General features: G+C 72.1%; 23 protein-coding genes and 2 pseudogenes. 13 read left to right on the top strand and 12 right to left on the bottom strand.

Annotated features, from left to right (window positions below):
• Positions 1-116: 116 nt before the first annotated feature.
• From ACFWA7_RS01355 to ACFWA7_RS01335, 5 genes are read left to right on the top strand one after another with little or no spacing between them, the layout of a single operon-like run.
• Positions 117-1,868 carry an ABC transporter substrate-binding protein gene (locus ACFWA7_RS01355; RefSeq protein ID WP_385820112.1) on the top strand — a complete coding sequence of 584 codons (1,752 nt, stop codon included), beginning with the start codon at positions 117-119 and terminating at the stop codon, positions 1,866-1,868.
• A gap of 14 nt (positions 1,869-1,882) precedes the next feature.
• Entirely contained in the window at positions 1,883-2,815 is a 933-nt protein-coding gene (locus ACFWA7_RS01350) for an ABC transporter permease (protein ID WP_385545046.1), read from the top strand.
• Positions 2,812-3,798 carry an ABC transporter permease gene (locus ACFWA7_RS01345; protein WP_385820110.1) on the top strand — a complete coding sequence of 329 codons (987 nt, stop codon included), beginning with the start codon at positions 2,812-2,814 and terminating at the stop codon, positions 3,796-3,798. Before ACFWA7_RS01350 ends, ACFWA7_RS01345 begins: the two co-directional genes overlap by 4 nt.
• Positions 3,798-4,856, top strand: coding sequence for an ABC transporter ATP-binding protein (locus ACFWA7_RS01340; protein ID WP_385545051.1), 1,059 nt, complete (start codon positions 3,798-3,800; stop codon positions 4,854-4,856). Before ACFWA7_RS01345 ends, ACFWA7_RS01340 begins: the two co-directional genes overlap by 1 nt.
• The gene (locus ACFWA7_RS01335; RefSeq protein ID WP_385545053.1) at positions 4,853-5,833 is read left to right on the top strand and encodes an ABC transporter ATP-binding protein; all 981 of its coding nucleotides are present in this window, start codon (positions 4,853-4,855) and stop codon (positions 5,831-5,833) included. The genes ACFWA7_RS01340 and ACFWA7_RS01335 overlap by 4 nt, the downstream gene beginning before the upstream one ends.
• Before the next feature lie 120 nt (positions 5,834-5,953).
• On the opposite strand, the gene ACFWA7_RS01330 is transcribed toward ACFWA7_RS01335, so the two are convergent.
• Positions 5,954-7,186, bottom strand: coding sequence for a M6 family metalloprotease domain-containing protein (locus ACFWA7_RS01330; protein WP_385820108.1), 1,233 nt, complete (start codon positions 7,184-7,186; stop codon positions 5,954-5,956).
• A 101-nt stretch (positions 7,187-7,287) separates the two neighbouring features.
• Here ACFWA7_RS01330 and ACFWA7_RS01325 point away from each other — a divergent pair, with 101 nt between their 5' ends.
• Positions 7,288-8,259 carry a LysR family transcriptional regulator gene (locus ACFWA7_RS01325; protein WP_385545059.1) on the top strand — a complete coding sequence of 324 codons (972 nt, stop codon included), beginning with the start codon at positions 7,288-7,290 and terminating at the stop codon, positions 8,257-8,259.
• 270 nt (positions 8,260-8,529) lie between these two features.
• Here the strand turns inward: ACFWA7_RS01325 and ACFWA7_RS01320 are convergent, their stop codons facing one another.
• On the bottom strand, positions 8,530-9,399 hold the full coding sequence (locus ACFWA7_RS01320) for a L,D-transpeptidase family protein (RefSeq protein WP_385820106.1): 870 nt from the start codon (positions 9,397-9,399) through the stop codon (positions 8,530-8,532).
• 321 nt (positions 9,400-9,720) lie between these two features.
• On the opposite strand from ACFWA7_RS01320, the gene ACFWA7_RS01315 reads away from it, so the two are divergent.
• The gene (locus tag ACFWA7_RS01315; RefSeq protein ID WP_385820104.1) at positions 9,721-10,812 is read left to right on the top strand and encodes a Dyp-type peroxidase; all 1,092 of its coding nucleotides are present in this window, start codon (positions 9,721-9,723) and stop codon (positions 10,810-10,812) included.
• Between the two features lie 45 nt (positions 10,813-10,857).
• Here ACFWA7_RS01315 and ACFWA7_RS01310 read toward each other — a convergent pair whose 3' ends face one another.
• Positions 10,858-11,847, bottom strand: coding sequence for an Acg family FMN-binding oxidoreductase (locus tag ACFWA7_RS01310; RefSeq protein ID WP_385820102.1), 990 nt, complete (start codon positions 11,845-11,847; stop codon positions 10,858-10,860).
• A gap of 208 nt (positions 11,848-12,055) precedes the next feature.
• Here ACFWA7_RS01310 and ACFWA7_RS01305 point away from each other — a divergent pair, with 208 nt between their 5' ends.
• From ACFWA7_RS01305 to ACFWA7_RS01290, 4 genes are all read left to right on the top strand, one after another.
• Entirely contained in the window at positions 12,056-12,931 is an 876-nt protein-coding gene (locus ACFWA7_RS01305) for a universal stress protein (RefSeq protein ID WP_385820100.1), read from the top strand.
• A gap of 47 nt (positions 12,932-12,978) precedes the next feature.
• A complete protein-coding gene (locus ACFWA7_RS01300; RefSeq protein WP_385545073.1) occupies positions 12,979-13,803 on the top strand; it encodes an HAD family hydrolase in 825 nt (274 codons plus the stop codon).
• A complete protein-coding gene (locus ACFWA7_RS01295; RefSeq protein ID WP_385820098.1) occupies positions 13,800-16,181 on the top strand; it encodes a glycoside hydrolase family 65 protein in 2,382 nt (793 codons plus the stop codon). Before ACFWA7_RS01300 ends, ACFWA7_RS01295 begins: the two co-directional genes overlap by 4 nt.
• Positions 16,182-16,277: 96 nt before the next feature.
• Entirely contained in the window at positions 16,278-16,970 is a 693-nt protein-coding gene (locus ACFWA7_RS01290; protein ID WP_385820096.1) for a response regulator, read from the top strand.
• Between the two features lie 23 nt (positions 16,971-16,993).
• On the opposite strand, the gene ACFWA7_RS01285 is transcribed toward ACFWA7_RS01290, so the two are convergent.
• The 9 genes and pseudogenes from ACFWA7_RS01285 to ACFWA7_RS01245 all read right to left on the bottom strand — a co-directional run.
• Positions 16,994-18,730 (bottom strand): GAF domain-containing protein, encoded by a 1,737-nt coding sequence (locus tag ACFWA7_RS01285; protein WP_385820094.1) that lies wholly within the window; start codon positions 18,728-18,730, stop codon positions 16,994-16,996.
• Between the two features lie 173 nt (positions 18,731-18,903).
• Entirely contained in the window at positions 18,904-19,038 is a 135-nt protein-coding gene (locus ACFWA7_RS01280; RefSeq protein WP_385820187.1) for a hypothetical protein, read from the bottom strand.
• On the bottom strand, positions 18,998-19,561 hold the full coding sequence (locus ACFWA7_RS01275; protein WP_385820092.1) for a cation-transporting P-type ATPase: 564 nt from the start codon (positions 19,559-19,561) through the stop codon (positions 18,998-19,000). The genes ACFWA7_RS01280 and ACFWA7_RS01275 overlap by 41 nt, the downstream gene beginning before the upstream one ends.
• A gap of 95 nt (positions 19,562-19,656) precedes the next feature.
• On the bottom strand, positions 19,657-20,334 hold the full coding sequence (locus ACFWA7_RS01270; protein WP_385545088.1) for a helix-turn-helix domain-containing protein: 678 nt from the start codon (positions 20,332-20,334) through the stop codon (positions 19,657-19,659).
• A 21-nt stretch (positions 20,335-20,355) separates the two neighbouring features.
• Entirely contained in the window at positions 20,356-21,429 is a 1,074-nt protein-coding gene (locus ACFWA7_RS01265) for a zinc-dependent alcohol dehydrogenase family protein (RefSeq protein WP_385820090.1), read from the bottom strand.
• A 579-nt stretch (positions 21,430-22,008) separates the two neighbouring features.
• Positions 22,009-22,506, bottom strand: coding sequence for a flavodoxin domain-containing protein (locus tag ACFWA7_RS01260; RefSeq protein ID WP_385820088.1), 498 nt, complete (start codon positions 22,504-22,506; stop codon positions 22,009-22,011).
• Complete coding sequence (locus tag ACFWA7_RS01255) at positions 22,503-22,799, bottom strand: CBS domain-containing protein (protein WP_385820185.1); 297 nt, start codon at positions 22,797-22,799, stop codon at positions 22,503-22,505. The genes ACFWA7_RS01260 and ACFWA7_RS01255 overlap by 4 nt, the downstream gene beginning before the upstream one ends.
• Positions 22,800-22,839: 40 nt before the next feature.
• A pseudogene (locus ACFWA7_RS01250) lies at positions 22,840-23,384 on the bottom strand (acetate--CoA ligase family protein); the annotation flags it as partial.
• A gap of 317 nt (positions 23,385-23,701) precedes the next feature.
• A pseudogene (locus ACFWA7_RS01245) lies at positions 23,702-23,871 on the bottom strand (type I glyceraldehyde-3-phosphate dehydrogenase); the annotation flags it as partial.
• A 142-nt stretch (positions 23,872-24,013) separates the two neighbouring features.
• Between ACFWA7_RS01245 and ACFWA7_RS01240 the strand changes: the two are divergent.
• Together ACFWA7_RS01240 and ppk2 are read left to right on the top strand one after the other, a co-directional pair.
• Positions 24,014-24,364 (top strand): BON domain-containing protein, encoded by a 351-nt coding sequence (locus tag ACFWA7_RS01240; protein WP_385820086.1) that lies wholly within the window; start codon positions 24,014-24,016, stop codon positions 24,362-24,364.
• An 85-nt stretch (positions 24,365-24,449) separates the two neighbouring features.
• On the top strand, positions 24,450-25,295 hold the full coding sequence (gene ppk2 / locus ACFWA7_RS01235; RefSeq protein WP_385820084.1) for a polyphosphate kinase 2: 846 nt from the start codon (positions 24,450-24,452) through the stop codon (positions 25,293-25,295).
• Positions 25,296-25,317: the final 22 nt, after the last annotated feature.

The raw sequence follows: 25,317 nt of genomic DNA, 5'->3' as shown, positions 1-25,317 counted from the left end.
AGTAGGTAAAGGAGCGACCAATGGGTTGTCAGTACAATTTCACATTACTATGTTACAGGTCACATTCCAGCCAGCTCTGGCTGTCAGACTGCTCTCGCGCTCCGGAGTGACCACTGATGAACAAGCGCACCCTCACCGCCCTCGCCACCGCCCTGGCGGCATCCCTCGCCCTCGGGGCGACCGGCTGCTCGAAGACCAAGCACTCGGACGCGGGCCCGGACGCCGGGGGCAAGAACCCGGCGACCGCCAACGCCGGCACCGTCGTGGGCGGCACTCCCCAGAAGGGCGGCACCCTGACCGTCCTGTCCAACCAGGACTTCACCCATCTCGACCCGGCCCGCAACTGGGTCATGAACGACATGGACTTCGGCACCCGGCTGCTCTACCGCACCCTGGTCACCTACAAGGCGGCCCCCGGCACCGGCGGCGGCGAGCTCGTACCCGACCTGGCCACCGATCTGGGCACCTCATCCAACGGCGCGAAGACCTGGACCTTCCACCTCAAGCCGGGGGTCAAGTACGAGGACGGCAGCCCCGTCACCGCCCAGGACGTCAAGTACAACGTGGAGCGCTCCTTCTCGCCCGACCTGCCGGGCGGCGCCGACTACGCGGCCCGCTACCTCGCCGGCGCCGACGGCTACCAGGGCCCGGCCCAGGGCAAGCACCTGGACTCCGTCAAGACGCCGGACGACCACACGATCGTCTTCGAGCTGCGCAAGCCCTTCGCGGAGTTCCCCAACGCCACCGTGATGCCGACCTTCGCACCGGTCCCCCAGGCTCAGGACAAGGGCCCCCAGTACGACAACCGGCCGTTCTCGTCGGGACCGTACAAGATCGAGTCGTACCAGCGGGGCAAGAAGCTGGTGCTGGTCCGCAACAGCCACTGGGACGCCGCCACCGACCAGGTGCGCAAGGCGTACCCGGACAAGCTCGTGATGGTGATGGGACTCAAGGCCAACCAGATCGACGACCGGCTCATCGCCTCCCAGGGCGCCGACGCCTCCGCCGTCTCCTGGGGCGCCCTGCGGCCGGAGAGCGCGGCCAAGGTGCTGCCCAGCGCAGAGGTCCGCAAGCGGCTGATCGCCGAGTCCACCAACTGCACCGACATGGTCCAGATGAACACCGGGCGCGCCCCGTTCGACAACGTGAAGGTCCGTCAGGCCGTGCAGTACGCCCTCGACAAGGACGCGGTCCTCACCGCGTCCGGCGGCCCCGCCTTCAACGACCCCTCCACCGCGTACATGCCCGCCTCCCTCTTCGGCGGCAAGCAGCCGGACACCGTGAAGGTGCCCGTGGCCGGCGACGTGGCCAAGGCCAAGCAGCTCCTCAAGGAGGCGGACAAGCCGGACGGGTTCACGACCATGATGACCGTCTCGACCGGCGACAAGGGGCGCGCCGAGGCGATCCAGCAGGCGCTCGGCAAGGCCGGGATCAAGGTCACCATCGAGACCGTCGACCCGTCCGCGTTCTACGCGACGATCGGGGACACCAAGAACCGGACCGACATCGTCTACACGGGCTGGTGTCCCGACTACCCGTCGGGATCCACCTTCCTGCCGTTCGTCTTCGACGGCCGCTACATCAAGGAGAAGGGCAACTCCGGCAACCACTCGCTCTTCCGCGACGACGCCACCATGAAGAAGATGGACGAGATCGCCGCCATGACGGACGCCAAGCAGGCCAACGCCGCATGGCAGCAGCTGGACGGCGAGATCCTCGCCAAGGCCCCGGCCGTACCGGTCCTGGTGCGCCGCTGGCCGCTGGTGCTCGGCACCAACATCGCGGGCGCCTACGGCCAGACCTCCTTCGGCGGTCAGCTCGACTACGCCACGGCCGGCCTCAAGGACCCCTCGAAGAGCCAGGGCTGAGGATCTGCCGGATCATGACCACCACCCTCGCACCGGCGGCCGCGCCGGCGGGCCGCGGCCCCTGGCAGCTGGCCCGCGCGGAACTGCGCCGCCGCACCTCCGTCAAGATCTCCCTCGCCGTCGTGGCGCTCTTCGTCGTCATGGCGGCCGCCGCCCCCTTGCTGAGCAGGCTCGGCGGCTGGTCGCCCGAGGAGTTCGACAAGACCGCCGTCGACCCGTACCTGGGCGGTCAGCCGCTCGGGGCCCTCGGCGGTGTCTCCGCCGACCACTGGCTGGGAGTGGAGCCCGTCACCGGGCGCGATCTGTTCGCCCGGGTCGTGCACGGCGCCCAGGTCTCCCTCCTGATCGCCTTCACCGCGACCGTGATCGTCGTGGTCGCGGGTACGGCCGCCGGGATCGCGGCCGGCTACTTCGGCGGGCGCACCGACACGGTCCTCAGCAGGCTCATGGACCTCACCATGTCCTTCCCCTCCCTCATCTTCATGATCGCGATGATGTCGGTGGCCAAGGACGTCAACCGCATCGCCCTGATGACCGCCGTGATCGGCCTGTTCGGCTGGCCCGGCATCGCCCGCGTCGTCCGCGGCCAGACCCTCTCGCTCAAGCACCGCGAGTACGTCGACGCGGCGCGGGTCAACGGCTCGGGCTCCTGGCGGATCCTCACCCGCGACATCCTGCCGGGCGTCGCGGGGCCCGTCATCGCGTACACCACCCTGATCATCCCCGGCATGATCGCCACCGAGGCGGCCCTGAGCTATCTCGGCGTCGGCGTCCGCCCGCCCACCCCCTCCTGGGGCCAGATGATCGCCGAGAGCGTCGCCTTCTACGACACGGACCCCATGTACTTCGTCATCCCGAGCACCTGCCTCTTCCTCACGGTGCTCGCCTTCACCCTGCTCGGCGACGCGCTGCGGGACATCCTCGACCCGAGGGGAAGCCGCTCATGATCCTCTACATCGGCCGCCGGCTGCTCGGGATGACCGGGGTCCTGATCGCGATCGCCGCCGTCACCTTCACCATCTTCTACGTCCTGCCGTCCGACCCGGCCGCCGCCGCGTGCGGCAAGTCGTGCAGCGTCGAACGTCTGGCGGCGATCCGCACCCACATGGGCCTGGACCAGCCGGTGTGGAAGCAGTTCTGGGAGTTCGCCTCCGGCATCTTCACCGGCCGCACCATGGGCAGCGGCCAGTACGCGCTGCACTGCGACTTCCCGTGCCTGGGCTACTCGTACGAGAACAGCGAGTCGGTGTGGGGCCTGCTCATGGACCGGCTGCCCGTCTCCGCGTCGCTCGCCCTCGGCTCGGCGGTCCTGTGGCTGGTGCTCGGTCTGTCCGCCGGGGTCACCGCGGCGCTGCGCAAGGGCACCCTCACCGACAAGGTCCTGATGGTCGGCGCGGTCGCCGCCGCCTCGCTGCCCGTCTACTTCACCTCCATCATGCTGATCTACGGCCTGATCAGAACCGCCGGGCTGCTGCCCTATCCGCAGTACGTGCCCTTCGGCTCGGACCCGGTCCACTGGGCGTCCAACCTGCTCCTGCCCTGGCTCGCGCTCGCCGTCCTGTACGCGGCCATGTACGCACGCCAGAGCCGCAGTTCGATGATCGAGACCATGGCGGAGCCGTACATCCGCACCGCCCGCGCCAAGGGCCTGCCCCGCCGCACGGTCGTGGTCAAGCACGGGCTGCGGGCGGGGATGACGCCGATCCTCACCATCTTCGGCATGGACCTGGGCGGACTGCTCGCGGGCGCGGTGATCACCGAGTCCATCTTCGGGCTGCCGGGCATCGGACGGCTCTTCTACGGCGCCCTGTCCAGCGGCGACCAGCCCGTCATCCTCGGCGTGACCCTGCTCGCCGCCGCCTTCATCGTCGTCGCCAACCTGGCCGTCGACCTGCTCTACGCCGTCGTCGACCCGCGAGTGAGGTACTGATGGACGCGCCCCGCCCCACCTCGCCCGCACTCCCACCCCGAGCCGCGCACCTGCGGGACGCGCGCGAACCCCTGCTGTCCGTGCGGAACCTGAGCGTCACCTTCCCGACGCAGCACGGTCCCGTACGGGCCGTCGACTCCCTCGACTTCGACGTCCACCGGGGCCGCACCCTGGGCATCGTGGGAGAGTCCGGCTCCGGCAAGTCCGTCACCTCCATGGCCGTCCTCGGCCTGCACACCGGCGCCAAGGTCACCGGCTCCATCGCGCTCGACGGCCAGGAGCTGGTGGGCCTGACGGAGCGTGAGCTGAACCGGCTGCGCGGCCGCCGGATGGCGATGATCTTCCAGGACCCGCTCTCCAGCCTCCACCCCTACTACACGGTCGGCGAGCAGATCGCCGAACACCACCGCGTCCACTTCCGCTCCGGCCGCGCGGTGGCCCGCCGGCGTGCGGTGGAGATGCTCGCCGAGGTCGGCATCCCGGAGCCGCGGCGCCGGGTCGGCGAGTACCCGCACCAGTTCTCGGGCGGCATGCGCCAGCGCGTGATGATAGCGATGGCGCTGGCCTGCGAGCCCGAGCTGCTGATCGCGGACGAGCCGACCACCGCGCTCGACGTCACCGTGCAGGCCCAGATCCTGGAACTGATCGCCCGCTTGCAGCAGGAGCGGGGGCTCGCCGTCGTCATGATCACCCACGATCTGGGGGTGGTGGCGCGCGTCGCCCACGACGTCCTGGTGATGTACGGCGGCCGGGCGGTCGAACAGGCCCCCGTGGACACCCTGTTCGCGGCCCCGGCCCACCCCTACACCCGTGGCCTGCTCGACTCGCTGCCCCGCCTCGACGACCCCGACGACGCGCCGCTGCGGGCCATCCCCGGCAGCCCGCCGTCCCTGCTCACCCCGGCTCCCGGCTGCGCCTTCGCTCCCCGCTGCTCGCGGGCCGCGTCGGCCGCCGCGAGCGAGCGGCTGCGCTGCGAGACCGAACCGCCCCTGCTGTCCGGGCCCGCCGGCCACGCGTCCGCCTGTCACCTCCCCACGTACGAAGGCGCCCCTTCATGACCACAGCGACCCAACCTCTGCTGTCCGTACGGGACATGACGAAGGTGTACCCGGCCCGGCGGCGCGGCTCGGCTCCCGTACGGGCGGTCGACGGCATCAGCTTCGACGTGGCACCCGGCGAAACGCTCGGCCTGGTCGGCGAGTCCGGCTGCGGCAAGTCCACCACCGGCCGCACGATCGTGCGCCTGCTGGAACCCTCCAGCGGATCGATCGCCTACGACGGCCACGACATCAGCCATCTCTCCCAGCGCGACCTCAAGCCGCTGCGCCGCGAGATCCAGATGGTCTTCCAGGACCCGCACTCCTCACTCAACCCGCGCCAGACCGTCGCACGGATCATCTCCGACCCCCTGCTGGTGCAAGGGAGTTCGGCGGCGGACGCGCGCCGGCGGGCCGCCGAGCTGATGGAGCTGGTGGGGCTCATCCCCGAGCAGATCGACCGCTTCCCGCACGAGTTCTCCGGCGGCCAGGCCCAGCGCATCGGCATCGCCCGCGCGCTGGCCACCCGGCCGCGGCTCGTCATCGCGGACGAGCCCGTCTCGGCCCTCGATGTCTCCGTCCAGGCCCAGATCGTCAACCTGATGGAACGCCTGCAGCGGGAACTCGGTCTGGCCTACCTCTTCATCGCCCACGACCTGTCGGTGGTCAAGCGGGTCTGCGACCGGGTCGCCGTCATGTACCTGGGCCGGATCGTCGAGATCGGCGCGAAGGAGCGGGTGTACGCGGCCCCGGCCCACCCCTACACCCGCGCACTGCTCTCCGCCGTCCCGCTGCCCGACCCGGCCGCCGAACGGGCCCGCGAGCGCATCACGCTCCTGGGCGACCCGCCGAGCCCGGCCGCACCCCCGCCGGGCTGCTCCTTCCACCCCCGCTGCCCCAAGGCGCAGGCCCGCTGCCGCAGCGAGGCGCCCGTGCTGCGGATCGCCGCACCGGGCGAGGCACGCCAGGTCGCCTGCCACTTCCCCGAGGCGGCCTGACCACGGGTGTGCCCCGGAACCGTTCGCGGTTCCGGGGCACATCCGCGTGGTCCGGGCCATGACTTCCCCGGTCCGCGAACCGGGGCCTCCGCTGTCCGGACGCGCCTTCCCCGATTCGGCCTATGACTTGGTGATGCGGACCCGCTCCCCGTACCCGTCGGCGCTCAGCACCTCGATCCGCACCCCGGCCGCGGGGTCCGCGAACGACTCGCCGGACCAGTACGGCGCGTCGTCCAGCGGACGGCAGCCGCCTGCCGGAGTGGCGGCGGGCTTGGCGTCCACGACGCGGATCGGCCCGTATCCGGTCGGCACGGATGTGTCGACCTTGTAGATGAGCGCGCCGGTCGAACAGGCCGCCGTGTCCGCCTGGACCGCGCGGCGCGATTCGACGACGTACGCGGTCGTCGGCCCGGTCGGCACCACGGCGATCTTGGTCCCGCTGCCGTACTCGACGGCGGTGAGGTCCACCGTGCGGGTGCCGCGCGATGCCTGGCAGGCGACCTGGCCGTCGTCGGTCCAGCCGAGCTTCCACGACTCCCACCCGAAGTACTGCGGTGCCTTCCCGCCTATCAGGCCCATGACGTCCCAGCCGCCGACGAACCGGTGCGCGTCGCCGCCCGCGTCGAAGGCGTACAGGTCGGGCAGGCCGAAGGTGTGCGCCGTCTCGTGGCCGACCAGCTTGGGGCCCCAGTTCCACATGTCCTGGCCGAAGGTGACCGCCCACTTCACGGTCGCACCGTCGGCGACGACGCCCGCGGTGCCCGGCTGGTACACATAGGTCGGCGTGAAGGAGATGGCTTTCGCGTTCCTGGTGGGGACGACGTAGACCATGTCGTACCGGGAGAAGTCCACCGCCGGGTCGGCGGCCCTCACCGCGTCCCTGAGGTACGCCTCGTGCGCTTCGTGGCTCAGCCCGCGCGCGAAGCCGTACGAGGTGGAGTCGTGCGGCATGCGCACCCACCACCGGTGCTCGCTGATGGCGAGCCACGCCTTGCCGTACGAGGCGTTCCACAGCCAGTTCGCGCCGGGCGTGAGCTGCGCCGCGTCATCTGCCGGGGCCTCGGTGGCCGCCGCGTCCGGGAAGTCCACGAAGATCATGGCGACCTTGAGGGTGCCGGTCGAGCGCTGGAAGACAGTGCGGTCGGTGCTGTGGCCCTCGTCCGACCAGCCGGTCGTGCCGCGCAGTGCGCAGTCGGAGGCGGTGTCGGCCTGCGCCGGGGACGGCGCCACGCCGAGCAGGAGGAGCAGCACGGTGACGGCCAGGGCGGGCAGCTGCAGGGTCCGGCGCAGAGCCGGCCAAGGACGCTCGGCGCGCGCGGACTTGGGGGAAGGGACAGGAGCGGTGCTTCTCATGGACTCGCGACCTCCATATGAATGGCATGTGACATTTCACATAAGAGTGGAGGGGTCTCGCCCCTGTCCGAAAGATGTCGTCGCTCCATAACATCCGCGCCATGGATCTGGAGCTGCGGCACCTGCGAGTGGTGTGCGCGATCGCGGAGGCCGGGAGCCTCACCAAGGCGGCCGCCGCGCTGCGCATGACCCAGCCCGGGCTCAGCGCGCAGCTCCGCCGGATCGAGACCATGCTCGGCGGAGCGCTCTTCGACCGCAGACGGGACGGCGCGGTCCCCACCGGCTTCGGTGAACTGGTCCTCACCCGCGCCCAGTCGATCCTGCCCGGAGTAGACGGTCTGCTCGCGGACACCACCCGCGCCGCCCGCCGGATGTCGGCCCCGCACCGCGTCCGCCTCGGCTCCGTCGGCGGCCCCCTTCTCGGCCATCTCATCCTGGCGGTAAGGGAGTTGCTGCCCGGCACCGAGGTCACCGCCCGCTCGCACCCCTCCCCCGTGCCCCTGCTGGAGGACGTGGCGGCGGGCCGTCTGGAAGCCGCCGTGCTCGGTGACAACCCGCACGACGAGCTCCTGCCCCGCGACGGGGTGGTCCTCGTCCCGTTCGCCACCGAGCCGGTGTTCGCCCTGCTGCCAGCGGCCCATCCGCTGGCCGCCCAGCGGGAGGTGGCCCTGGCCCAGCTCCTCGACGAGGACTGGGCGGTGCCGGGCCCGGACCGGGACCGCACCCGCGAGTACTGGTCGTCGGTCTGCGCCCTGACACACCGCCGCCCCTCGGCCCCGTACGAGGCCGAGGGGCGCCAGCTGATCGAGATCGTACGGGCCGGGCTGGCCGTCAGCCTGTGCCAGGCCACGTTCATCGAGGTCCCGGGTGTCGCCGTGCGCCCGCTGGCCGGAAATCCCCTCCACTACCGTCATGTTCTGGCCTGGCGCCGCGACGGACCGCTCGCCCCGCACGACACCGAGATCCTCCGCCGGGTGCACACCGGTTACGCGAACGCCCGGGCCGGCAGCCCGGCGTACACGCGGTGGCTGAAGCACGGGTCGTACGAGGTGCCGGGGCCGGTGGAGCCATGACGCCGGGCCCCCGGGGCGGATGCGCTCGGGGGCCCGTGCGGTCGGCGGACCGGTTCGGCCCGGCCGGGCCCGGGTCAGCCCTCGGACCGGATCCGATTCTGGGCGGTGCCCGCGCAGCCGGTGACCGCTGCGTTGACCTGACCTGACCTGACCTGCCGGACAAGGGATAAGGGCAAGGGAAAGGGCAAGGGAAAGGGAGGCAAGGGCGGACAGAAGTGATCAGGCCGAGGACTCACCCGTGAGCTACGACGGATACACCGGGGCGGTCCTTCACGTCGCTGGTTTGCGGGCCCAGATGAAGACGGCGTCGCCGAGGTCCGTGGTGTTCCACAGCAGCTGGGCGTCGCGGAGCCGGAGGTTGATGCAGCCGGCCGAGCCGCCGCCGTTGAACAGGTCGCCGTGGACGCCATGGAAGGCCTGGCCGCCGGAGAAGTACCGGGAGTACGGCATGGGCGCGTTGTCGTACGGCTCGGAGTGGTCGTCGATGCGGCGCTCGGTGATCTCGTGCCAGCCGTTGCGGGTCTGCTGGCCCCAGCGCCCGGTGCGGACCACCACCGCCGGGTAGATGACCTTGCCGTCGCGCCGCACACACAGAAGCTGGCGCGCGAGGTCGACGCAGACGAGCCGCTCCTCCCGGTGCGGACAGGTCCCGTTGCCCGACGGTGTTGCGCCGCACCGTGGTGAGGCACGGGCGGCACTGGCCCACATAGATCCCGGAGTCGGCCTGGCCGGAGGCGTACCGTACGAGTCCTCGGCGATCCCCTCGCGGGCGTCGAACGCGTGGATGCCGTACAGCGCGTTGTTGCGAGCCGTGACGTCGGACGGCCGGTAGCCCTTGCGCGGGGGTACGCCTTGGTGTCGAGCCGTTCGTACCCCGCTCCCCCGGCGCCGCCGGGGTCGGCTGTGGAGAATCTGACGGTCCGCAACCACCGCGCCGACGGCGTGCTGTTGACCGGCGTGACCGACGCCTCCCGGCACCCCGGTCACGGTGACGCCGTTGGCACGGCGGAACGCGCCGTCGATGACCGTGCCGTTGCGGTCCGTGCCGCGCAGGACGACGCGGGGCGCGGCGACCGTGACGCTCTCCCGGTGGACGCCGGGCGCGACCAGCACCGGATCCCCGGGAGGCGCGTGGTCCACCGCCTGCTGGACGGACCCGAAGTCGCGCGGTACGCGCAGGGTGGCGGCCGGGCCGCGACCGGGCGGGGCGGAGTCGTCCGCCGGGCCGGAACACGCCGGAACGAACAGGAGCGGCGCGGCGACGGGCAGGCCGAGCCGGCGCCGCGGCAGAAGACGAGAAACGAGAGCGAGCCCGGCGCCAGGTGTATCGTGCGAAGTGCCGCGAATGCGAACTACACCCCTTATACTACTACTTGCCGTGTGACCGGCATGAAGGGGGATGAACAGCGTGCCTCTTCCGCACGAAGCTCATCGGACGGCGGTCCCGCCGGGGGCGCCGACGTGAACGGGCCCGCCCGGCGCGGCCTGCTCGGCGGGCTGGCCGCCCTGGGCACGGCCGCCGCCGTGACCGGCTGCCAGGGATACCGCACCCCCGTGCCCGCCCCGTCCTCCCAGTCCGTCCGCCAGCCGGGCGTGACGGACCCGCAGCCTCCCCGTGTGCTGCTGCTGTCCTACGACTTGAGCCCCGGCACCCACGGTCCGTCGGGCCGGGACGCCGTCCGCCGTATGTTCGCCGCGTGGACGCCCCTGCTCACCGCCCGCCCGTCCACCGTCCGCGACGGGCCGACCGTCACGGTCGGTCTCGGCCCCGCCTTCTTCCCCCGCCTCGGCTCGCGCACACCGGAGGCGCTCCGCGCCCTCCCCGCCTTCGCCGGTGACCGGCTGCGCCCCGAAGCCGGCGGCGGCCAGGTGTTCCTGCAGATCTGCGCCGGCACCCCGGCCGTCTGCACCGACCTCGCGCGGCGGCTGGAGCGGGCCGTGCCGGGCGTGCTGCGCCCGCGCTGGCACCAGGCGGGCGTCCTGCCCGCGACGCCGCCAGGAGAGACCCCCCGCAACCTGTTCGGCTTCAAGGACGGCACCGCCAATCCGAACGCGAAGGAGGCCGAACGGTGGGTGTGGCTCGGCCCCGGGCCCCACCACAACGCCACCTACCTGGTGGTGCGCCGCATCCGCCTGGCGACGGCCGAGTTCGGCAGTCTGCCCGTCGAACGCCAAGAACGCGTCGTGGGCCGCCGCAAACCGCACGGCGGCCCCCTCCAGGGCGGCCCCGAACACACCGAGGTCGATCTCCTCGCCAAGACGTCGCAGGGCAGCTACCTGCTCCCCGCCGACGCCCACGTCCGCCTCGCCCACCCCCGATTCGACGGCGGGGCCCGGATACTGCGCCGGGGATACTCCTACGACAACGCCCCCGACGACCAGGGCCTGCTCTTCCTCGCGTACATGAACGACCCCAACCTGTTCACCCGCGTACAACGCCGCCTCGCGGGCCACGACGCACTCGGCCCGTTCGTCGAACACTTCGGCTCCGCCCTGTTCTTCGTCCCGCCGGGCGCGGGCCCGGACCGGCCGCTGGGCAGCACCGTCCTGTAGGCACCGGCGGCAGCTCCGGCCAGGGACCGACGCGTGTCCAACGCCCTAGGCGAAGGTCACCACGTCGCGCACCCTGCGCCGGGGGCTGCTCGGCCCGGTCGGCCCGTAACCGATCCGCAGCACCATCTGTACGTACGACATCGCGGTCAGCGGATCTCGGGCGGCCCAGCGCAGTTCACCGCGTTCCAGGACCTGGCTGCTGAGGCCCACGGCGAGATCGTGGCAGGTGGCCAGGAGCAGAACGCGCTGCAGGGCCTGGCCGGACCTGAGCCACGCCGCGGGATCGTCCTCCGCGGTTCCCAGCAGGGCGAGTTGGGGCAGGAACTCGAAGTCCACCGCGCCCCGGTCGGCCACCGGCCGCCGCGCCGCGAAGTCCCGCACCGCCGCCCCGCCGGTCCGCCTGCGGGGCCCGAAGGCGTACTCGGGTACACCGTCGGCAGCGGTGTCGGCGGCCGCCGCGCCCAGCCGGGTCCACCGGCCCAGCTCGGCGACGCGTTCAGGGTCCTCGGAGTCGTGCCGCTCCGCGTCCTCGACGAGGTCCAGCAGCGCCTTTACGTGCCACGCCCCGGGGAAGACGAGCAACGCGCCCTCCGCGAGCGCCGCGGCGGCGAGCGCCTCCCTGACCTCCTGCGGCACAGGTGTGTCCGCGAACGGGAAGCGGCTGGTGTGCCTGCGCCGCACGGCCGCGTGGAGCGCCGCCAGCTCCTCGACCGCGCGCGGAGGCTTCGCCAGGCGCACGGCGGCGAGCAGACCGGGCCGGGCGGCGTCGGGCAGTACGGAGACCTCCGGCTCCCAGCCCCGGTGGGCGGCCGCGACCCTGAGCGTGAAGAGCGCGGCCCCACAGCTGATGTGCAGTGCCCGCCCCGCCGGATCGGTGTGTGGCAGGGACCTGCTCGGGTCCGCGTGCAGCTCCAGCACGCCGGACTCCCGGCGGAAGACGAACTTCCACGGCTGGGCGTTGTGCAGCGACGGCGCGGTCGTGGCGTCGTTGACGAGCGCGGTCACCGTCTGTGTGTCGAGCACCGAATACTCCATCGTCTCTGCCCCGTCCTCATCCGCAACGGCCCTTTTCCCGGTCTTTCCCCCACTTTCCACCCCTCCTGACGTGCGCCCCAGTGCCGAACGGCCCGGGGAAGGGGCCGGATGGCCCGGACAGGGGCCGAACCGGACCTGTCGAACACCGCCGTCAAGGGGCGACTGTGGCAGCGAAGAGCCCTGTCCGAGGTGAGAGGTGATGGCCGCCATGAGGATGCCGTTGGTCGTCGGGGTCGACGGCTCCGAGTCGAGTCTTCGGGCACTGGACTGGGCGGTGGACGAGGCCGAACGCCTGGGGCTGCCGCTGCGCATCGTCCACGCCTCGCTCTGGGAGAGGTACGAGATCGCCCCGTATCCGTACGGATATGTGATCCCCTCGGCTGAAGTCCCCTCGGAAGACCTCCTGGACTCGGCCGCCGAGCGCGCTCGGCGGCGCGTGCCGGATCTGGTGATCTCCACCGAGGAGCTGCCGGAGGCCCCCGAGACCGCACTGCTGAACGAGGCCCACAACGCCACCGCTCTCCTCACCGGTTCACGGGGCCGGGGGCCGGTGACCGAACTGCTCCTGGGCTCCGTGGGCCTGGCCGTCGCCTCCCGTGCGCACTGCCCCGTGATCGTGGTGCGCGGCACCGAGGAGAGCCTCGAAGCCCGGCACCACCGCGTCGTCCTCGGCATCGGGGAAGCCGACACCGCAGGAGCGGCGGCCCGCTTCGCCCTGCGCGAGGCCGAGGCCCGTGGATGCGCGCTGGAAGCGGTCCGCGCCTGGCGCTGCCCCGCCCATGAGGGCGCCGGTCACCCGTCCCTGGCGAACGGGCCCGCCGACGACCACAAGGAACGGGCCGCCGCGCTCATCGACGACACGCTGGGCGAGCCCCTGCGCGACCACCCGGGCCTCGACGTCCTGCGGACGACGTCCGAGGGACCGGCCCACAAAGTCCTCCGCGACCGCACGGCGACGGCGGACCTCCTGGTCCTCGGCGCCCGTCGGCGCCACAGTCACCTGGGGCTCCAGCTGAGCCGGGTCGCCCACACCCTCCTCCACCACGCCGACTGCCCGGTGGCGATCGTGCCCCAGCACGGCTGACCGTTCCATACTGCTCGCAGTGACACGGAGGAGCCGCTCATGACCGCATGCGCCAGCGACACCGGGCCCGGACCCGTCCACCACCGGGGGCCGCGCGCCACGCCGCCGTACGGCATCCGCCCCGCCACCCGACCGTGATCGCCGGGCCGCTGAAGGGGATCGCGGCGGTGGTCCTCGACACCGACGGGGTGATCACCGACTCCGCCCGGGTGCACGCGGCCGCCTGGAAGGCGGCCTTCGACGCCCATCTGAGGGAACACCCGCCTCCCGACCCGGCACAGCGGCGCCCGTTCGACGACCGTACGGACTACCTCCGTTACGTCGACGGCAAGTCCCGGCACGACGGCGCCGCGTCCTTCCTCGCCTCGCGGGGGCTGCCCTCGGACGATCACGCCGTGGCCCTCGTGGCCGAGCGCAAGGAGCAGCTCTTCGCCGCCCGGCTGCGCAGCGGCGACATCCCCGCCTACCCGGGGACGGTGCGGCTGCTGCGGGCGCTGCGCGCCGAGGGCGTCAAGCTCGCCGCCGCCTCCGCTTCCCGGCACGCCCGGGAGCTCCTCGACCGCGCCCAGGTGCTGGACCTGTTCGAAGCACTGGTCGACGGGGCGGAGGCGAGCCGTCTGGGACTGCCGGGGAAGCCCGATCCCGCGCTGTTCCTGGAGGCCGCCCGGCGCCTCGGCCAGCCGCTCACCCGGACCGCCGTCGTGGAGGACTCGCTCGCCGGTGTCGAGGCCGGGCGGCGCGGCCGCTTCGCGCTGGTCGTCGGCGTGGACCGGACGGCGGGACCCGGCACCGGCGGCGCCCTGCTGCGGCACGGCGCGCATCTGGTCGTCCGGGACCTCGCCGAACTACTCACCGAGGAAGCGGGCCCGTGAACGACTGGACGTGGGAGTACGAGGGGTACGACCCGGCACGCGAGCGCCTGCGCGAGTCCCTGTGCACCTTGGGCAACGGCCTCTTCGCCACCCGTGGTGCCGCGCCCGAGTGCGCGGCGGACGACATCCACTATCCGGGGACGTACGCGGCGGGCTGCTACAACCGTCTCACCTCGACCGTCGCGGGCCGCCAGGTCGTCAGCGAGGACATGGTCAACCTGCCCAACTGGCTGCCGCTGCGCTTCCGGATCCTGGACCCGCAAGGACAGGGCGCCTGGTTCACCCCCGACGGCGAGGCGCTGGACTCCCACCGCCAGTGGCTCGACCTGCGCGCCGGAATCCTGGAGCGCGAGGTGCGCTACACCGGCCCCGAGGGCCGTGCCCTCGCCGTGCGCCAGCGGCGCCTGGTCCACATGGGCGATCCCCATCTGGCCGCTCTGCGTACGGAGTTCACCGCCGGGAACTGGCAGGGCGTGCTGGAGGTCGAGTCCGCGCTCGACGGCGGCGTGCGCAACAGCGGTGTCGAGCGCTACCGCTCGCTCAACTCCACCCATCTCACGCATGTCCATACCGGGACCTCCGGGCCGGAGACGATGTGGCTGCGGTGCCGCACCAGCTCCTCCGACATCCGCGTCGGCATGGCCGCCCGCACCACGGCCCCCTCCGGTGCCGAGACGCACAGCGGCGAGCACAGAGCGGTCCAGCGCTTGCGGATCCCGCTCTCCCCCGGGCTCACCGTCACCGTCGACAAGACGGTCGCCCTGCACACCTCGCGCGACCGGGCGATCAGCGACCCGCTCGGGGCGGCGGTCGACCGCGTGAACGCCGCCCCCGGCTTCGACGTGCTCCTCGGCACCCACCGCGCGGCGTGGCGGGAGCTGTGGCGCAGGGCCGAGTTGGAGGTTCCGGGTGAGCCCGGCCGTATCCTGCGGCTGCACCTCTTCCACGTCCTGCAGACGCTCTCTCCGCACACGGCGGACCTCGACGCCGGGGTTCCCGCGCGCGGTCTGCACGGCGAGGCCTACCGGGGCCACGTCTTCTGGGACGAACTCTTCGTACTGCCCTATCTCAACCTGCACTTCCCCGAGGTCTCACGCGCCCTGCTCACCTACCGCCACCGGCGGCTCGGGCAGGCCTGCGCCGCCGCCCGCGAGTCCGGCCGCGCCGGCGCCATGTATCCGTGGCAGAGCGGCAGTGACGGCCGCGAGGAAAGCCCGCGGCTGCATCTCAACCCCCGCTCCGGCCACTGGCTCCCGGACCGCTCCCACCTTCAGCACCACGTCGGCTCGGCCGTCGCCTACAACGTCTGGCGCTACTGCGAGGCGACCGCCGACATCGGCTTCCTGCACACCAAGGGCGCCGAGATGCTGCTGCAGATCGCCCGGTTCTGGTCGGACTCGGCGGAGTACGACGACGGCCTGGGCCGCTACCGGATCCGCGGGGTGCTCGGCCCGGACGAGTACCACGACGCCTACCCGGACGCGAAGAAGCCGGGGCTCGACGACAACGCCTATACGAACGCGACCGCCGCCTGGGTCCTGACGCGCGCCCTGGACCTCATGGGCACGCTGCCCGAGCCGCGCCGCCGCGAACTCGCGGAGCGCCTCGGTTGCGACGGCCGGGAGCTGTCCCGGTGGCAGGAGGTCTCGCACAAGCTGTACATGCCCTTCCACGAGGGTGTGATCAGCCAGTTCGAGGGCTACGGCGAGCTGGCCGAGCTCGACTGGGAGGGCTACCGCTCCCGGTACGGGGACATCCGCCGGCTGGACCGGATCCTGGAGGCCGAGGGCGACTCGGTCAACCGCTATCAGGCCTCCAAACAGGCGGATGTGCTGATGCTCGGCTACCTCTTCCGGCCCGCCGAACTGAGCGACCTGTTCGCACGGCTGGGCTACCGCCTGGACGACGAGGTCTGGCGCCGCACCGTGGACCACTATCTGCTGCGCACCAGCCACGGCTCCACCCTCAGCGGCCTGGTGCACGGCTGGGTACTGGCGCGCGACCGGCGGTCCCAGGCCTGGCAGTTCGTACAGGAGGCGCTGCGCGGGGACATCGCGGACGTGCAGGGCGGCACCACGGGCGAGGGCATCCACCTCGGCGCCATGGCGGGCACACTCGACCTCGTCCAGCGCGGGCTCACCGGGCTGCACGTGCGGGCGGACGCACTGTGCCTGGATCCCGTGCCACTGACCGGGCTCTCGCAGTACGGCTTCGCGATCCGCCACCGGGGCCACTGGGACGTACGCGTGCGGATAACACCGGGACAGCTGCGGGTGGAAGTGCCGCCGTCCGACCGCTCGCCGCTGGAGATCGGGCTGCCGGACCGCAGGGTGCTGGTGGCACCGGGCGAAGTGTGCGACCTCCCGCTGTCCGAGTGAGCGGTCACGGGTGTCCTCGCGACCGGGTGAGAGCACGCCCCACCTGAGACAATGGCTGTGCAGCAGGGGATCCGCGGTCAGACGACAGGGGCTCACATGTCCGAAGCACCGGCAGCCTCACCCGGCGCGCCCATCCGGGTCTTTCTGCTCGACGACCACGAGGTCGTCCGGCGGGGTCTGCGCGACCTGCTGGACGCCGAACCCGGCATCGAGGTGGTGGGCGAGGCCTCCACAGCCGAACAGGCCATGGCCCGGGGTCCGGCTCTGCGGCCGGACGTGGCGGTCCTGGACGTACGGCTGCCCGACGGCGACGGCATCACCGTCTGCCGCGAACTGCGCTCGCGCATGCCGGATCTCGCCTGCCTCATGCTGACGTCGTTCGACGACGAGGACGCCCTCCTCGACGCGATCATGGCCGGAGCCGCCGGATACGTCCTCAAGCAGATCAAGGGATCCGACCTGGTCGCCGCCGTGCGGACGGTCGCGACGGGGCAGTCGATGCTCGATCCGGCGACCACCGCCCGGCTCATGCGCTCACTGCGGGACCCGGAGGCCGCCAAGCCGCCGGAGGACGAGCGCCTGGCCGTACTCACCGATCGTGAGCGGGCGGTGCTGGAACTCATCGGCGCGGGCCTGACCAACCGGCAGATCGCCGCACAGCTCTATCTGTCCGAGAAGACCGTCAAGAACCACATCTCGCGGCTGCTCGGCAAACTGGGCGTCGAACGACGGGTCCAGGCCGCGGTCATCGCCGCCCAGGTGCACGAGCACGAAGAGGACAAGCGCTGACAGGCGCTGTGGAGCGGACGGGATCAGACGACGGCCCCGGGCAGCGGAACCGTCCATTCGAGGCAGGTTCCCGTCCCCACCCCGCCCCGCGCCGAGACGGTCAGCCGGCCGCCCAGCTTCTCCGCCCGCTCAGCCAGGTTGCGCAGACCGCTGCGCCGTCCGCCGTCCGGGAGGAACCCGATGCCGTCATCGGTCACGGCGACCACCAGTACGCCGTCGGCCACCGCGATGGAGACCTCCACGTGCCGGGCACGGGCGTGCCGGGCGACGTTGCTGAGCGCTTCGCCGATCACGGCCAGCGCCTCATCGGCCACTGCCGTCGACACGACGGTCTCGACCAGGCCCTCCATCCGCAGGGCGGGGGCGAAGCCCAGCACGTCGGCTGCCGCGCCGACGGCCTGCACGGCACGGAGTCTGAGTTTCGGCTCCGCACCCGGCACCTGGTGCTCCCGCAGGCCGAAGATGGTCGACCGGATGATCTTGATGGTGGCGTCGAGTTCGTCGATCGCCCGTGCCAGCCGCTCGGACGCCTCGGGATGCTCCACGAAGCGCCGGGCGCTCTGCAAGGTCATTCCTGTGGCGAACAGCCGCTGGATCGCGAGATCGTGCAGGTCCCGGGCGATGCGGTCATGGTCCTCAAGCAGACTCATCTGCTCGGCGTCCCGTCGACGGTCGGCAAGCTCCAAGGCGAGCGCCGCCTGCCCCGCGAAGCCCGGCAAAGCCGAGATCTCCATGGCGGCGAACGGCGCGCGACCGCGGCGGCGGGCCAGCATCAGCACACCGCTCAGCCGCTCCTTGGTCCCCACCGTCACCGCCACCGCGGGCCCGAAGCCCGTCCAGCGCTCAGGCTGTACGGTCACGCGCTCGTCGCTCTCGACGTCGGAGACGGTGATCAGCCCGTCCTGGGCGAGGGCGGCCGCGGCAAGGGTCCCCTCGCTGCTCGGCAGCACCATGCCGCGGTGCGCCTCGGCTCCCTCCCCGAGGGCCAGTGAGCCGCGCAGTTCGCCGCCCGGACCGACCAGGTAGAAGACGCCCATGTCGGCCGCGGTGATCTCACAGGCCCTTTCGAGCATCCCCTCCAGCACCTGGATCTCGGCGGAGCCGGACAACAGCTCGTTCGTGAAGTCCGAGCTGGCCTCCAGCCAGCGTTCCCTGACCCGGACCTCCTCGAACAGCCGGGCGTTCTCGATGGCGATTCCCGCCGCGACGGCCAGGGTCGACAGGACGGCTTCGTCCTCGGCGTCGAACTCAGCTCGTCCCCGCTTCTCGGTCATGTAGAGGTTGCCGAACACCTCCTCGCGCACCCGGATGGGCACACCGAGGAAGGAGTGCATCGGCGGATGATGGGCCGGGAAGCCGTACGAGGCGGGATGGTCGGACAGTTCCGCCAGGCGCAGCGGCTCGGGCCGGCGGATGAGCTCTCCGAGGATGCCGTGTCCGGAGGGCAGATCACCGATCCGGGCACGCAGCTCGTCGCTGATGCCCACGGGAAGGAATTCCGCGAGTCTCCGGTCGTCGCCGATCACGCCGAGCGCCCCGTACTCCGCGTCCACGAGCACCACGGCCGCTTCCACGATCCCGGTCAGGACCTGCGGGAGGTCGAGTTCACGGCCGACCGACATGACGGCCTCCAAGAGGCCGTTGAGACGGTCCCGGGTACCGCGAACCTCGTCCATCCGCACTTGGAGCTCGTCAAGCAGCTCATCCAGCCGCAATCGGGGCACCGGGCTGCGCGGGGTGTCGTGGCCCTCCCCGGCCATGGCACCTCCAGGGGCACGCGGGAACGGAACTGACATCTGCCTCAACCGTAGCTCGGCACGGCACGGGGCTCACTTCGGCGACGGGCACGGCCGCCGCTACGCCCTGCGGCCCGCCGGCTTTCCCTCGGCGTCAATCAGGTGCCTGACATGGGCGTCCGGACCGGGAGAGAACGTCACGGGAGATCACCCCTTGCGTGCTCGGGCGCGGCGGGCGGCGGGCGGCGGGCGGCGGGCGGCGGGCGGCTCATGGTGCCCGGCTCGGCCCGTTCACGGCCGAGGGCAAGGGCGGGGAGGGTCTCGGTACCCAGGCCGATGGCCAGGATCTGGAGGACCGTCAGCGGCAGTGGGACGGCGTCCGCATTCGAGAACGACCGGATCGCCCGGAACCAGTTCGCGCGCCTCCACCTCCGAGGCCCGGCCGTCACGGATGACCAGGGCGTGTTCGGGCAGGTAGTGCGCCAGGGTCTCCACCGCCTCTTCGGCCTGCCGTTCCTGAAGGAGCGCGAACGCCGCATTGACGAGAACGACCGCGACGATGGCCCACCCGAGCACGGGAATGCCCGCGACATACGCCAGCGCGGCGGCCGCCCAGAGCAGCAGGGCCAATGGGTGGACCAACTGCCGTACGAGTTCGCGTCCCAGGGAGGTACGGCTGCTGCGGCGGACCTCGTCGGGGCCGTAGACCGCGAGGCGCCGGGCTGCTTCCCGTGCCGACAGCCCACGTGGCCCCGTGCCGAGCTCGCGCCGCAGCAGCGGCAGCGGCTCCAGCGGGTCCGGATTCGGGAGCGGATCCTCGTCGGCGGAGCGCGAGGGCGTAACCGCCTCAGGCATGTTCGGCTCCCACCCTCCGCTGCCGCCGGGCCACGTCTTCGCGTGCGTGTCGACCATGCCGTGCCTCCGCTCCTCGGCCTTGCGGAGACGCGTGCTCAGCGGTGCACCACGCGTCGGCCGGTGATCCGGCCTGGTGTGACCTGCATCCAGTGCGTACGGTCGTCTCCGGCCCAGGGCAGGGAGTGAGCGGCGGCATCGAGTCGCCGCACGGCCGCGGCATCGGTGATGCCTTCTGCCTCTCCCACGGCCATGACGCTCCACCCTTGCCTCGTCGCGTCGTCGATGTGGTCGACCTCGAAGGCCACTTCCGTCCCGGCCGCCCTGGCCAGCACCGCCTCCGGGGACGTACGGAACGCGATCCCGGCGCCGGCCACCACATAGTTCACGGGGAAGATCGCAGGCCCCTCGGGGGTGATGACCGCGACCCGGCCGACACCGTGCGTGGACAGCAGGTGCCTGCACTCGTCCTCGGTCAGCGCAACCAGTTCCGCGTCCCGCAGCGCCGTTCCCCGCCCGGGCGGATACTCGGTGGTCGCGCCGGTCAGCTCCGCCACGGTCGTCCCCAGCGCGTCGGCGATGCGGACGAGGGAGTCGATCGCGGGTGACGCGACATGTTCTTCCAGGTAGGCGATGTACCCGGCGTCGGCCCCGGAGCGCTCGCCCACCTGTTCCCGGGTGAGGCCGAGCTCCTGACGGCGCGTGGCCAGCCGGCGGCCCAGATCGGTACGAGCGGCGGGCACCTCCGCGGAGGCGGATCCCGAAGTGCTGTCCATGACCATCGCGTCCTCTCTGCCTCACGCCGGAGCCGGTGTGGTGACCACGTCGTGCTGGGGACCGCCCAGCACCACCTTGAGCGCGCCCGTGTCCGCGGCGCGGGAGAACACGTCGTACGCCTCCTCCATCTGCCCCAGCTCGAAGCGATGGGTGACCAGCGAGCCCCCGGGCAGGCGGCCCGCCGCCATCATCCGGAGCAGCATCGGCGTGGAGTAGGTGTCGACCAGCCCCGTGGTGATGGTGACGTCCTTGATCCACAGGTCTTCGAGGTGCAGGGTGGCGGGCTTGCCGTGGACGCCGATGTTGGCGACGCGGCCGCCGGGGCGGACCATGCGGGTGCACATCTCGAAGGCCTCGGGGACGCCGACGGCTTCGATGACCACGTCGGCGCCGAGCCCGTCGGTGAGGTCGGAGACCAGCTGTTCCGGCTGCTCGGTCGCGCCGGCGGTCGCGTCCGCGCCCAGTGCGCGGGCGGCGGCCAGCCGCGACTCCGCGAGGTCGACGGCGATGATCCGTCCAGGGCTGTACAGGCCGGCGGTGGCGATGGCGGCGAGGCCGATCGGTCCCGCCCCGACCACCACGACCGTGTCGCCCGGCCGCACGTTCCCGTTGAGCACGCCCACCTCGTACGACGTGGGGAAGATGTCCGCGAGCAGCACCGCGTCTCCGCTGTCCACGGCGCTGGGAAGCGGGTGCACGGAGAGGTCGGCGAAGGGCACGCGGACGTACTCGGCCTGCGTGCCGTCGATGGTGTGGCCGAGTACCCATCCGCCGCCTCCGCGGCACTGGCCGTAGTGGCCCTCGCGGCAGAAGCGGCACCGGCCGCACGAGGAGATGCAGGAGATGAGGACCCGGTCCCCGGGCCGGACGGTGCGGACGTCGCCGCCGGTCTCCACCACGGTCCCGACGGCCTCGTGACCCAGTACGCGGCCGGGCGTCACCTCGGGCACATCGCCCTTGACGATGTGCAGGTCGGTGCCGCAGATGGTCACCGCGTCGACGCGGACGATCGCGTCGGCGGCGTCCTTGATCCCCGGATCCGGCACGTCCTGCCACGCGGTCCGGCCCGGACCGTGAAAGACGAGTGCCTTCATGGCGTCGACCTTCTTCCTGTCTGTCGTCCAGTGGGGGACAGTGCCAGGCTGTCCCGGCAGCCGCTTCGGGCACATGGGCCGGTCGGGCCCGGCCCGGGGCCTGTCGGGCCACTCCCCGGGCCGCCCCGGGAAATGCGATGGTGAAGACCGGTACCCGCCTCGGAAGGAGGGCTGCCGCCATGTCCGAGACAACCCCGACCGTCCCGACCACCGCGCCCTCGCGCTCCCGTCCGGCCCTGCTGCGCTTCCTCGGGGGTGTGCGGACGGTGACCGGCAGCAAGTCCTGGTCGAGAGCGACCACGCCCGGATCCTCGTCGACTGCGGTCTCTGCCCCTCGGTATGTCCCGGCTGGCCCCCACGCGGCGGCGGCCGGACTCCTGGCGGGTCCGTCGACTCCGGTGACAACGGACGCAAGCATGTCGAACACCTCCGGCGCTGGGTCTGACATCCGCCACCAGCGCCGCTCCGGGACCCGCGCGGGTGCAGGGGCCGACAGATCCTGCCGGGGAGCCATCCGGCCCTCTCGGCCCCGGCCGCCCTGGTCTGCCCGGCGCACTGGCCCCGGTCCGCTCCGTACTTCTATACGCGCGTCAGGGCATGGACGACACCTGCCGCCCATGCCTCGATCGCGTCGAAGTCCCGGAAGTCGCCGCCTCTTCCGGACCGGACGATCATCCTGGCCACTCGCCCCTTGGCGCCTTCTTCCAAGCACCCGCCGAAGGTGACGTGCTCCCGGACGCCCAACCGGACCATGGCCCGCTTCACGCCGGGCACGGGCGGAATGTCCCGCTCCGAGGCCGAGGCGTCGAGCGGGCCGCTGCTGAAGAACCACACCGGGCGCTTCGTGAGTTCGCGGCGGTGACGACGGACGAACCGCTGCGCGTCCCTGTGCCAGCGTCCCGCGTACAGTCCCCCGCCGACCACCACGGCGTCGTACGACGTCACGCTCGCCACGGACCGGGCCGAGAGTGTCTCGGCCGTCAGCCCGTCCTTGCGCAGGACGTCGGCGACGGCTTCGGCGATCTGTGCCGTCGATCCGTTCTTCGATCCGTAGGCGACCAGCACGGTGCAGGTCATGGCGCTACGCCTCCTTCCAGTTTCCGCCCGGCCGGCCGAAGGCCACGCCGTGCGGGCCCTGTTCCCCGGTAGGCGGGCATATGTCCTCCAGGACGAGCCCCGTGCGGCGCTTCGGCCCGGAGGGGCCGGGCGGCGGCCGCCTGGCGCGCCGTCAGGTCCGTTTCGGACAGGACACCGATGACGTTGTCGTCCTCGTCCGCCACCGGGAGGCCGTTGATCCAGGGGGCCGCGAGCAGCTGGGCCACCTCCTTGGACGGTGCGTCGCACACGGCACGTACGACGTCCGTGGTCATCACGGAGCCGACCTTGTCGTGTCGCATGGCCGTTCCTTCCTCAGCGCAGTCGGCGCGGATACGGGTCCTGGGGGCGGCGCGGCAGCAGGCGTATCCGCGCGTCGAGCACGGTGACGCCGCCCGGCGCCGCCAGGACCGGGTTTGAAGCCGGCCTCGGCGAGCTGCGGCAGGTCCGCCGCCGGCCGGGACAGCCGCAGGAGCGGCCGCTCCAGATCCATGAGGTCGACGGGGGCCGCCCTCGCCCAGCAGCAGCGGGGCGCACCGCGGCGAGGTGATCAGCTCGTGTACATCGCGGTCGGTGAGCGGGGCCGGGCGCGCGGCGTGATCGGCCAGCACGTCGGTGACCGTGCCGCCGAGCCCGAACAGGACGAGCGGTCCGAAACCCTCGTCCTGGACGACACCGGCGAACAGCTCGGTGCCGCGGGCGGCCAGCGGTTGCGGGACCACACCGGTCATGATTCCCGCGAACCGGGTCTCCAGGTCGCGGAACGCGGCCCGCACCTGGGCGTCGCCGCGCAGGTCGAGGTGGACCGCGTGCTGCTGGGTCTGGTGCAGGAGGCCGGGCCAGTGAGCCTTCATGGACACGAAGGACGAGACGCCGATGCCCAGCCGGGACAGCCCGTCGAGCAGCGCGATGCCGACCCCGCCGGACTGCACGGCGAGCCCTTGCAGCTGATCGTGGTCACCGGGCACCGCCGGGCGTATGCACACGGTGGTGCCGTCCGCGAGCAGGGCGTGCACCGAGGGTCGGTCGATCAGGCCATCCGTCATCGCGACTCTCCTCCATGCCTCTCGACACGTCGATCGTCCGGCGGGGCGGGACGAAATCCCATGGGCTGTCCGGGGGCGGGCCGGGGGCCGGTCGGCCCTGCCCGCCGCCGGTGGTCCCCCTCCGGGAGGCGTCAGTCGTCCGCCACCAGGGCTGTGAGGTCCACGAGGCGATCGGTGTAGCCCCACTCGTCGCCCGTACCGGCCGAAGACCTTGGCCAAGGGCGCCGTTGGTCTGGGTCAGCGCCGGGTCGACGACGCGGGACGAGGGGTCCCCGATGACGTCGCGGGAGACGACCGGCGCGGGACCCGTGCCGGCGGCCGCGCTCGGGCGTGCGAGCTACCCCGCGTCCGGCGACTGAGGCATCAGCGCCCCCGGAGGCCGTCCGGGACCGGTCGAGTGCCCCATCGGGCCCTCGCGCCCGCGCCGGCGAGGTGCGAGCCTGGTGGGGAGGACCGGAGGCGAGCATGACCACCACCAAGGCAAGCACGTCAAACGCCTGCCCGTCGTGAGTGCCGGCGGAACACTTGAGGGCGTCGTCAGCCGTGGTGACCTGCTCAAGGTGTTCCTGCGCTCCGACCGCGACCTCGCGGCCCAGATCCGCCGGGAGGTCGTCGTCCCCCTCTTCCCCCTCTCGCACCGGGACGTGGGGATCAGCGTCACCGAAGGAGTCGTGACCCTCTCCGGCGCGGTACGCGACAGCCGCCTCATCCCGGTCGCCGCGCACCTGGCGGAGGGCGTCGAGGGGGTGGGGGGCGTCGAGTGCGAGCTCACCGCGCCGTTTTCGGCCTCGTAGGACGAGGGCTGGTCGGACCCTCCCCGGGGCGCGGGGTCCGGCCGCACTCTGGGATGGAGGCGAGGGCGGACCGAGGGAGAAGACGATGGGCCAGAAGTCGGGCAGGTCCGGCGGTGCGGCGGCCGGTGCGCCGTCGGCGCTGCCGCGCGCCGTGTACGAGCGGGAGCTCTACCGGCTCCAGACCGAACTGGTGAAACTCCAGGAGTGGATACGGCTCGAAGGAGCCCGGCTGGTGGTCGTGTTCGAGGGGCGTGACGCGGCGGGCAAGGGCGGCACGATCCAACGGGTCGCCGAGCACCTCAACCCCCGCGTCGCCCGGACCGTGGCCCTGCCCCGGCCCACCGAGCGCGAGCGCACGCAGTGGTACTTCCAGCGCTACTGCGCGCACCTTCCCGCCGCCGGCGAGATCACCCTGTTCGACCGCAGCTGGTACAACCGGGCCGGGGTCGAGCACGTGATGGGCTTCTGCACGGACGAGGAGCACGAGCGGTTCCTGCGCCAGTGCCCGGTCTTCGAGCGGATGCTCGTGGAGGACGGCATCCTGCTGCTCAAGTACTGGTTCTCGGTGAGCGACGCCGTGCAGGAGCAGCGCTTCCGCCGCAGGCTGGAGGACCCCACGCGCCGCTGGAAGCTCTCTCCCATGGACCTGGAGTCCATCACCCGCTGGGAGGCGTACTCCCGGGCGAAGGACGAGATGTTCCAGCACACCGACATCCGCGAGGCCCCCTGGCACGTCATCGAGAGCGACGACAAGCGCAGGGCGCGGATCAACATGATCGCCCATCTCCTGTCCGCGGTGCCCTACCACGAGGTCCCGCGCGCACCGCTGTCCCTGCCCGAACGCCCTCCCGCCCCCTCGTACCAGCGCCCGCCGCGCAACCTCCAGTCGTACGTACCGGATCACGCGGCGACCCTGCTGCGCCGGGACTGAAGCCGCTCCATCCGCACGCCAC

The organism is Streptomyces sp. NPDC059994 (genome assembly GCF_042737755.1).
Taxonomy (GTDB): domain Bacteria; phylum Actinomycetota; class Actinomycetes; order Streptomycetales; family Streptomycetaceae; genus Streptomyces.
This window is presented reverse-complemented; position numbering and strand designations above follow the sequence as displayed.

Bases quoted from the DNA above. Each gene is read 5' to 3' on its own strand.
- ACFWA7_RS01355 (WP_385820112.1), top strand. From the start codon at position 117: ATGAACAAGCGCACCCTCACCGCCCTCGCCACCGCCCTGGCGGCATCC.
- ACFWA7_RS01350 (WP_385545046.1), top strand. From the start codon at position 1,883: ATGACCACCACCCTCGCACCGGCGGCCGCGCCGGCGGGCCGCGGCCCC.
- ACFWA7_RS01345 (WP_385820110.1), top strand. From the start codon at position 2,812: ATGATCCTCTACATCGGCCGCCGGCTGCTCGGGATGACCGGGGTCCTG.
- ACFWA7_RS01340 (WP_385545051.1), top strand. From the start codon at position 3,798: ATGGACGCGCCCCGCCCCACCTCGCCCGCACTCCCACCCCGAGCCGCG.
- ACFWA7_RS01335 (WP_385545053.1), top strand. From the start codon at position 4,853: ATGACCACAGCGACCCAACCTCTGCTGTCCGTACGGGACATGACGAAG.
- ACFWA7_RS01330 (WP_385820108.1), bottom strand. From the start codon at position 7,186: ATGAGAAGCACCGCTCCTGTCCCTTCCCCCAAGTCCGCGCGCGCCGAG.
- ACFWA7_RS01325 (WP_385545059.1), top strand. From the start codon at position 7,288: ATGGATCTGGAGCTGCGGCACCTGCGAGTGGTGTGCGCGATCGCGGAG.
- ACFWA7_RS01310 (WP_385820102.1), bottom strand. From the start codon at position 11,847: ATGGAGTATTCGGTGCTCGACACACAGACGGTGACCGCGCTCGTCAAC.
- ACFWA7_RS01305 (WP_385820100.1), top strand. From the start codon at position 12,056: ATGAGGATGCCGTTGGTCGTCGGGGTCGACGGCTCCGAGTCGAGTCTT.
- ACFWA7_RS01300 (WP_385545073.1), top strand. From the start codon at position 12,979: ATGCGCCAGCGACACCGGGCCCGGACCCGTCCACCACCGGGGGCCGCG.
- ACFWA7_RS01290 (WP_385820096.1), top strand. From the start codon at position 16,278: ATGTCCGAAGCACCGGCAGCCTCACCCGGCGCGCCCATCCGGGTCTTT.
- ACFWA7_RS01285 (WP_385820094.1), bottom strand. From the start codon at position 18,730: ATGGCCGGGGAGGGCCACGACACCCCGCGCAGCCCGGTGCCCCGATTG.
- ACFWA7_RS01275 (WP_385820092.1), bottom strand. From the start codon at position 19,561: ATGCCTGAGGCGGTTACGCCCTCGCGCTCCGCCGACGAGGATCCGCTC.
- ACFWA7_RS01270 (WP_385545088.1), bottom strand. From the start codon at position 20,334: ATGGACAGCACTTCGGGATCCGCCTCCGCGGAGGTGCCCGCCGCTCGT.
- ACFWA7_RS01265 (WP_385820090.1), bottom strand. From the start codon at position 21,429: ATGAAGGCACTCGTCTTTCACGGTCCGGGCCGGACCGCGTGGCAGGAC.
- ACFWA7_RS01260 (WP_385820088.1), bottom strand. From the start codon at position 22,506: ATGACCTGCACCGTGCTGGTCGCCTACGGATCGAAGAACGGATCGACG.
- ACFWA7_RS01255 (WP_385820185.1), bottom strand. From the start codon at position 22,799: ATGACCACGGACGTCGTACGTGCCGTGTGCGACGCACCGTCCAAGGAG.
- ppk2 (WP_385820084.1), top strand. From the start codon at position 24,450: ATGGGCCAGAAGTCGGGCAGGTCCGGCGGTGCGGCGGCCGGTGCGCCG.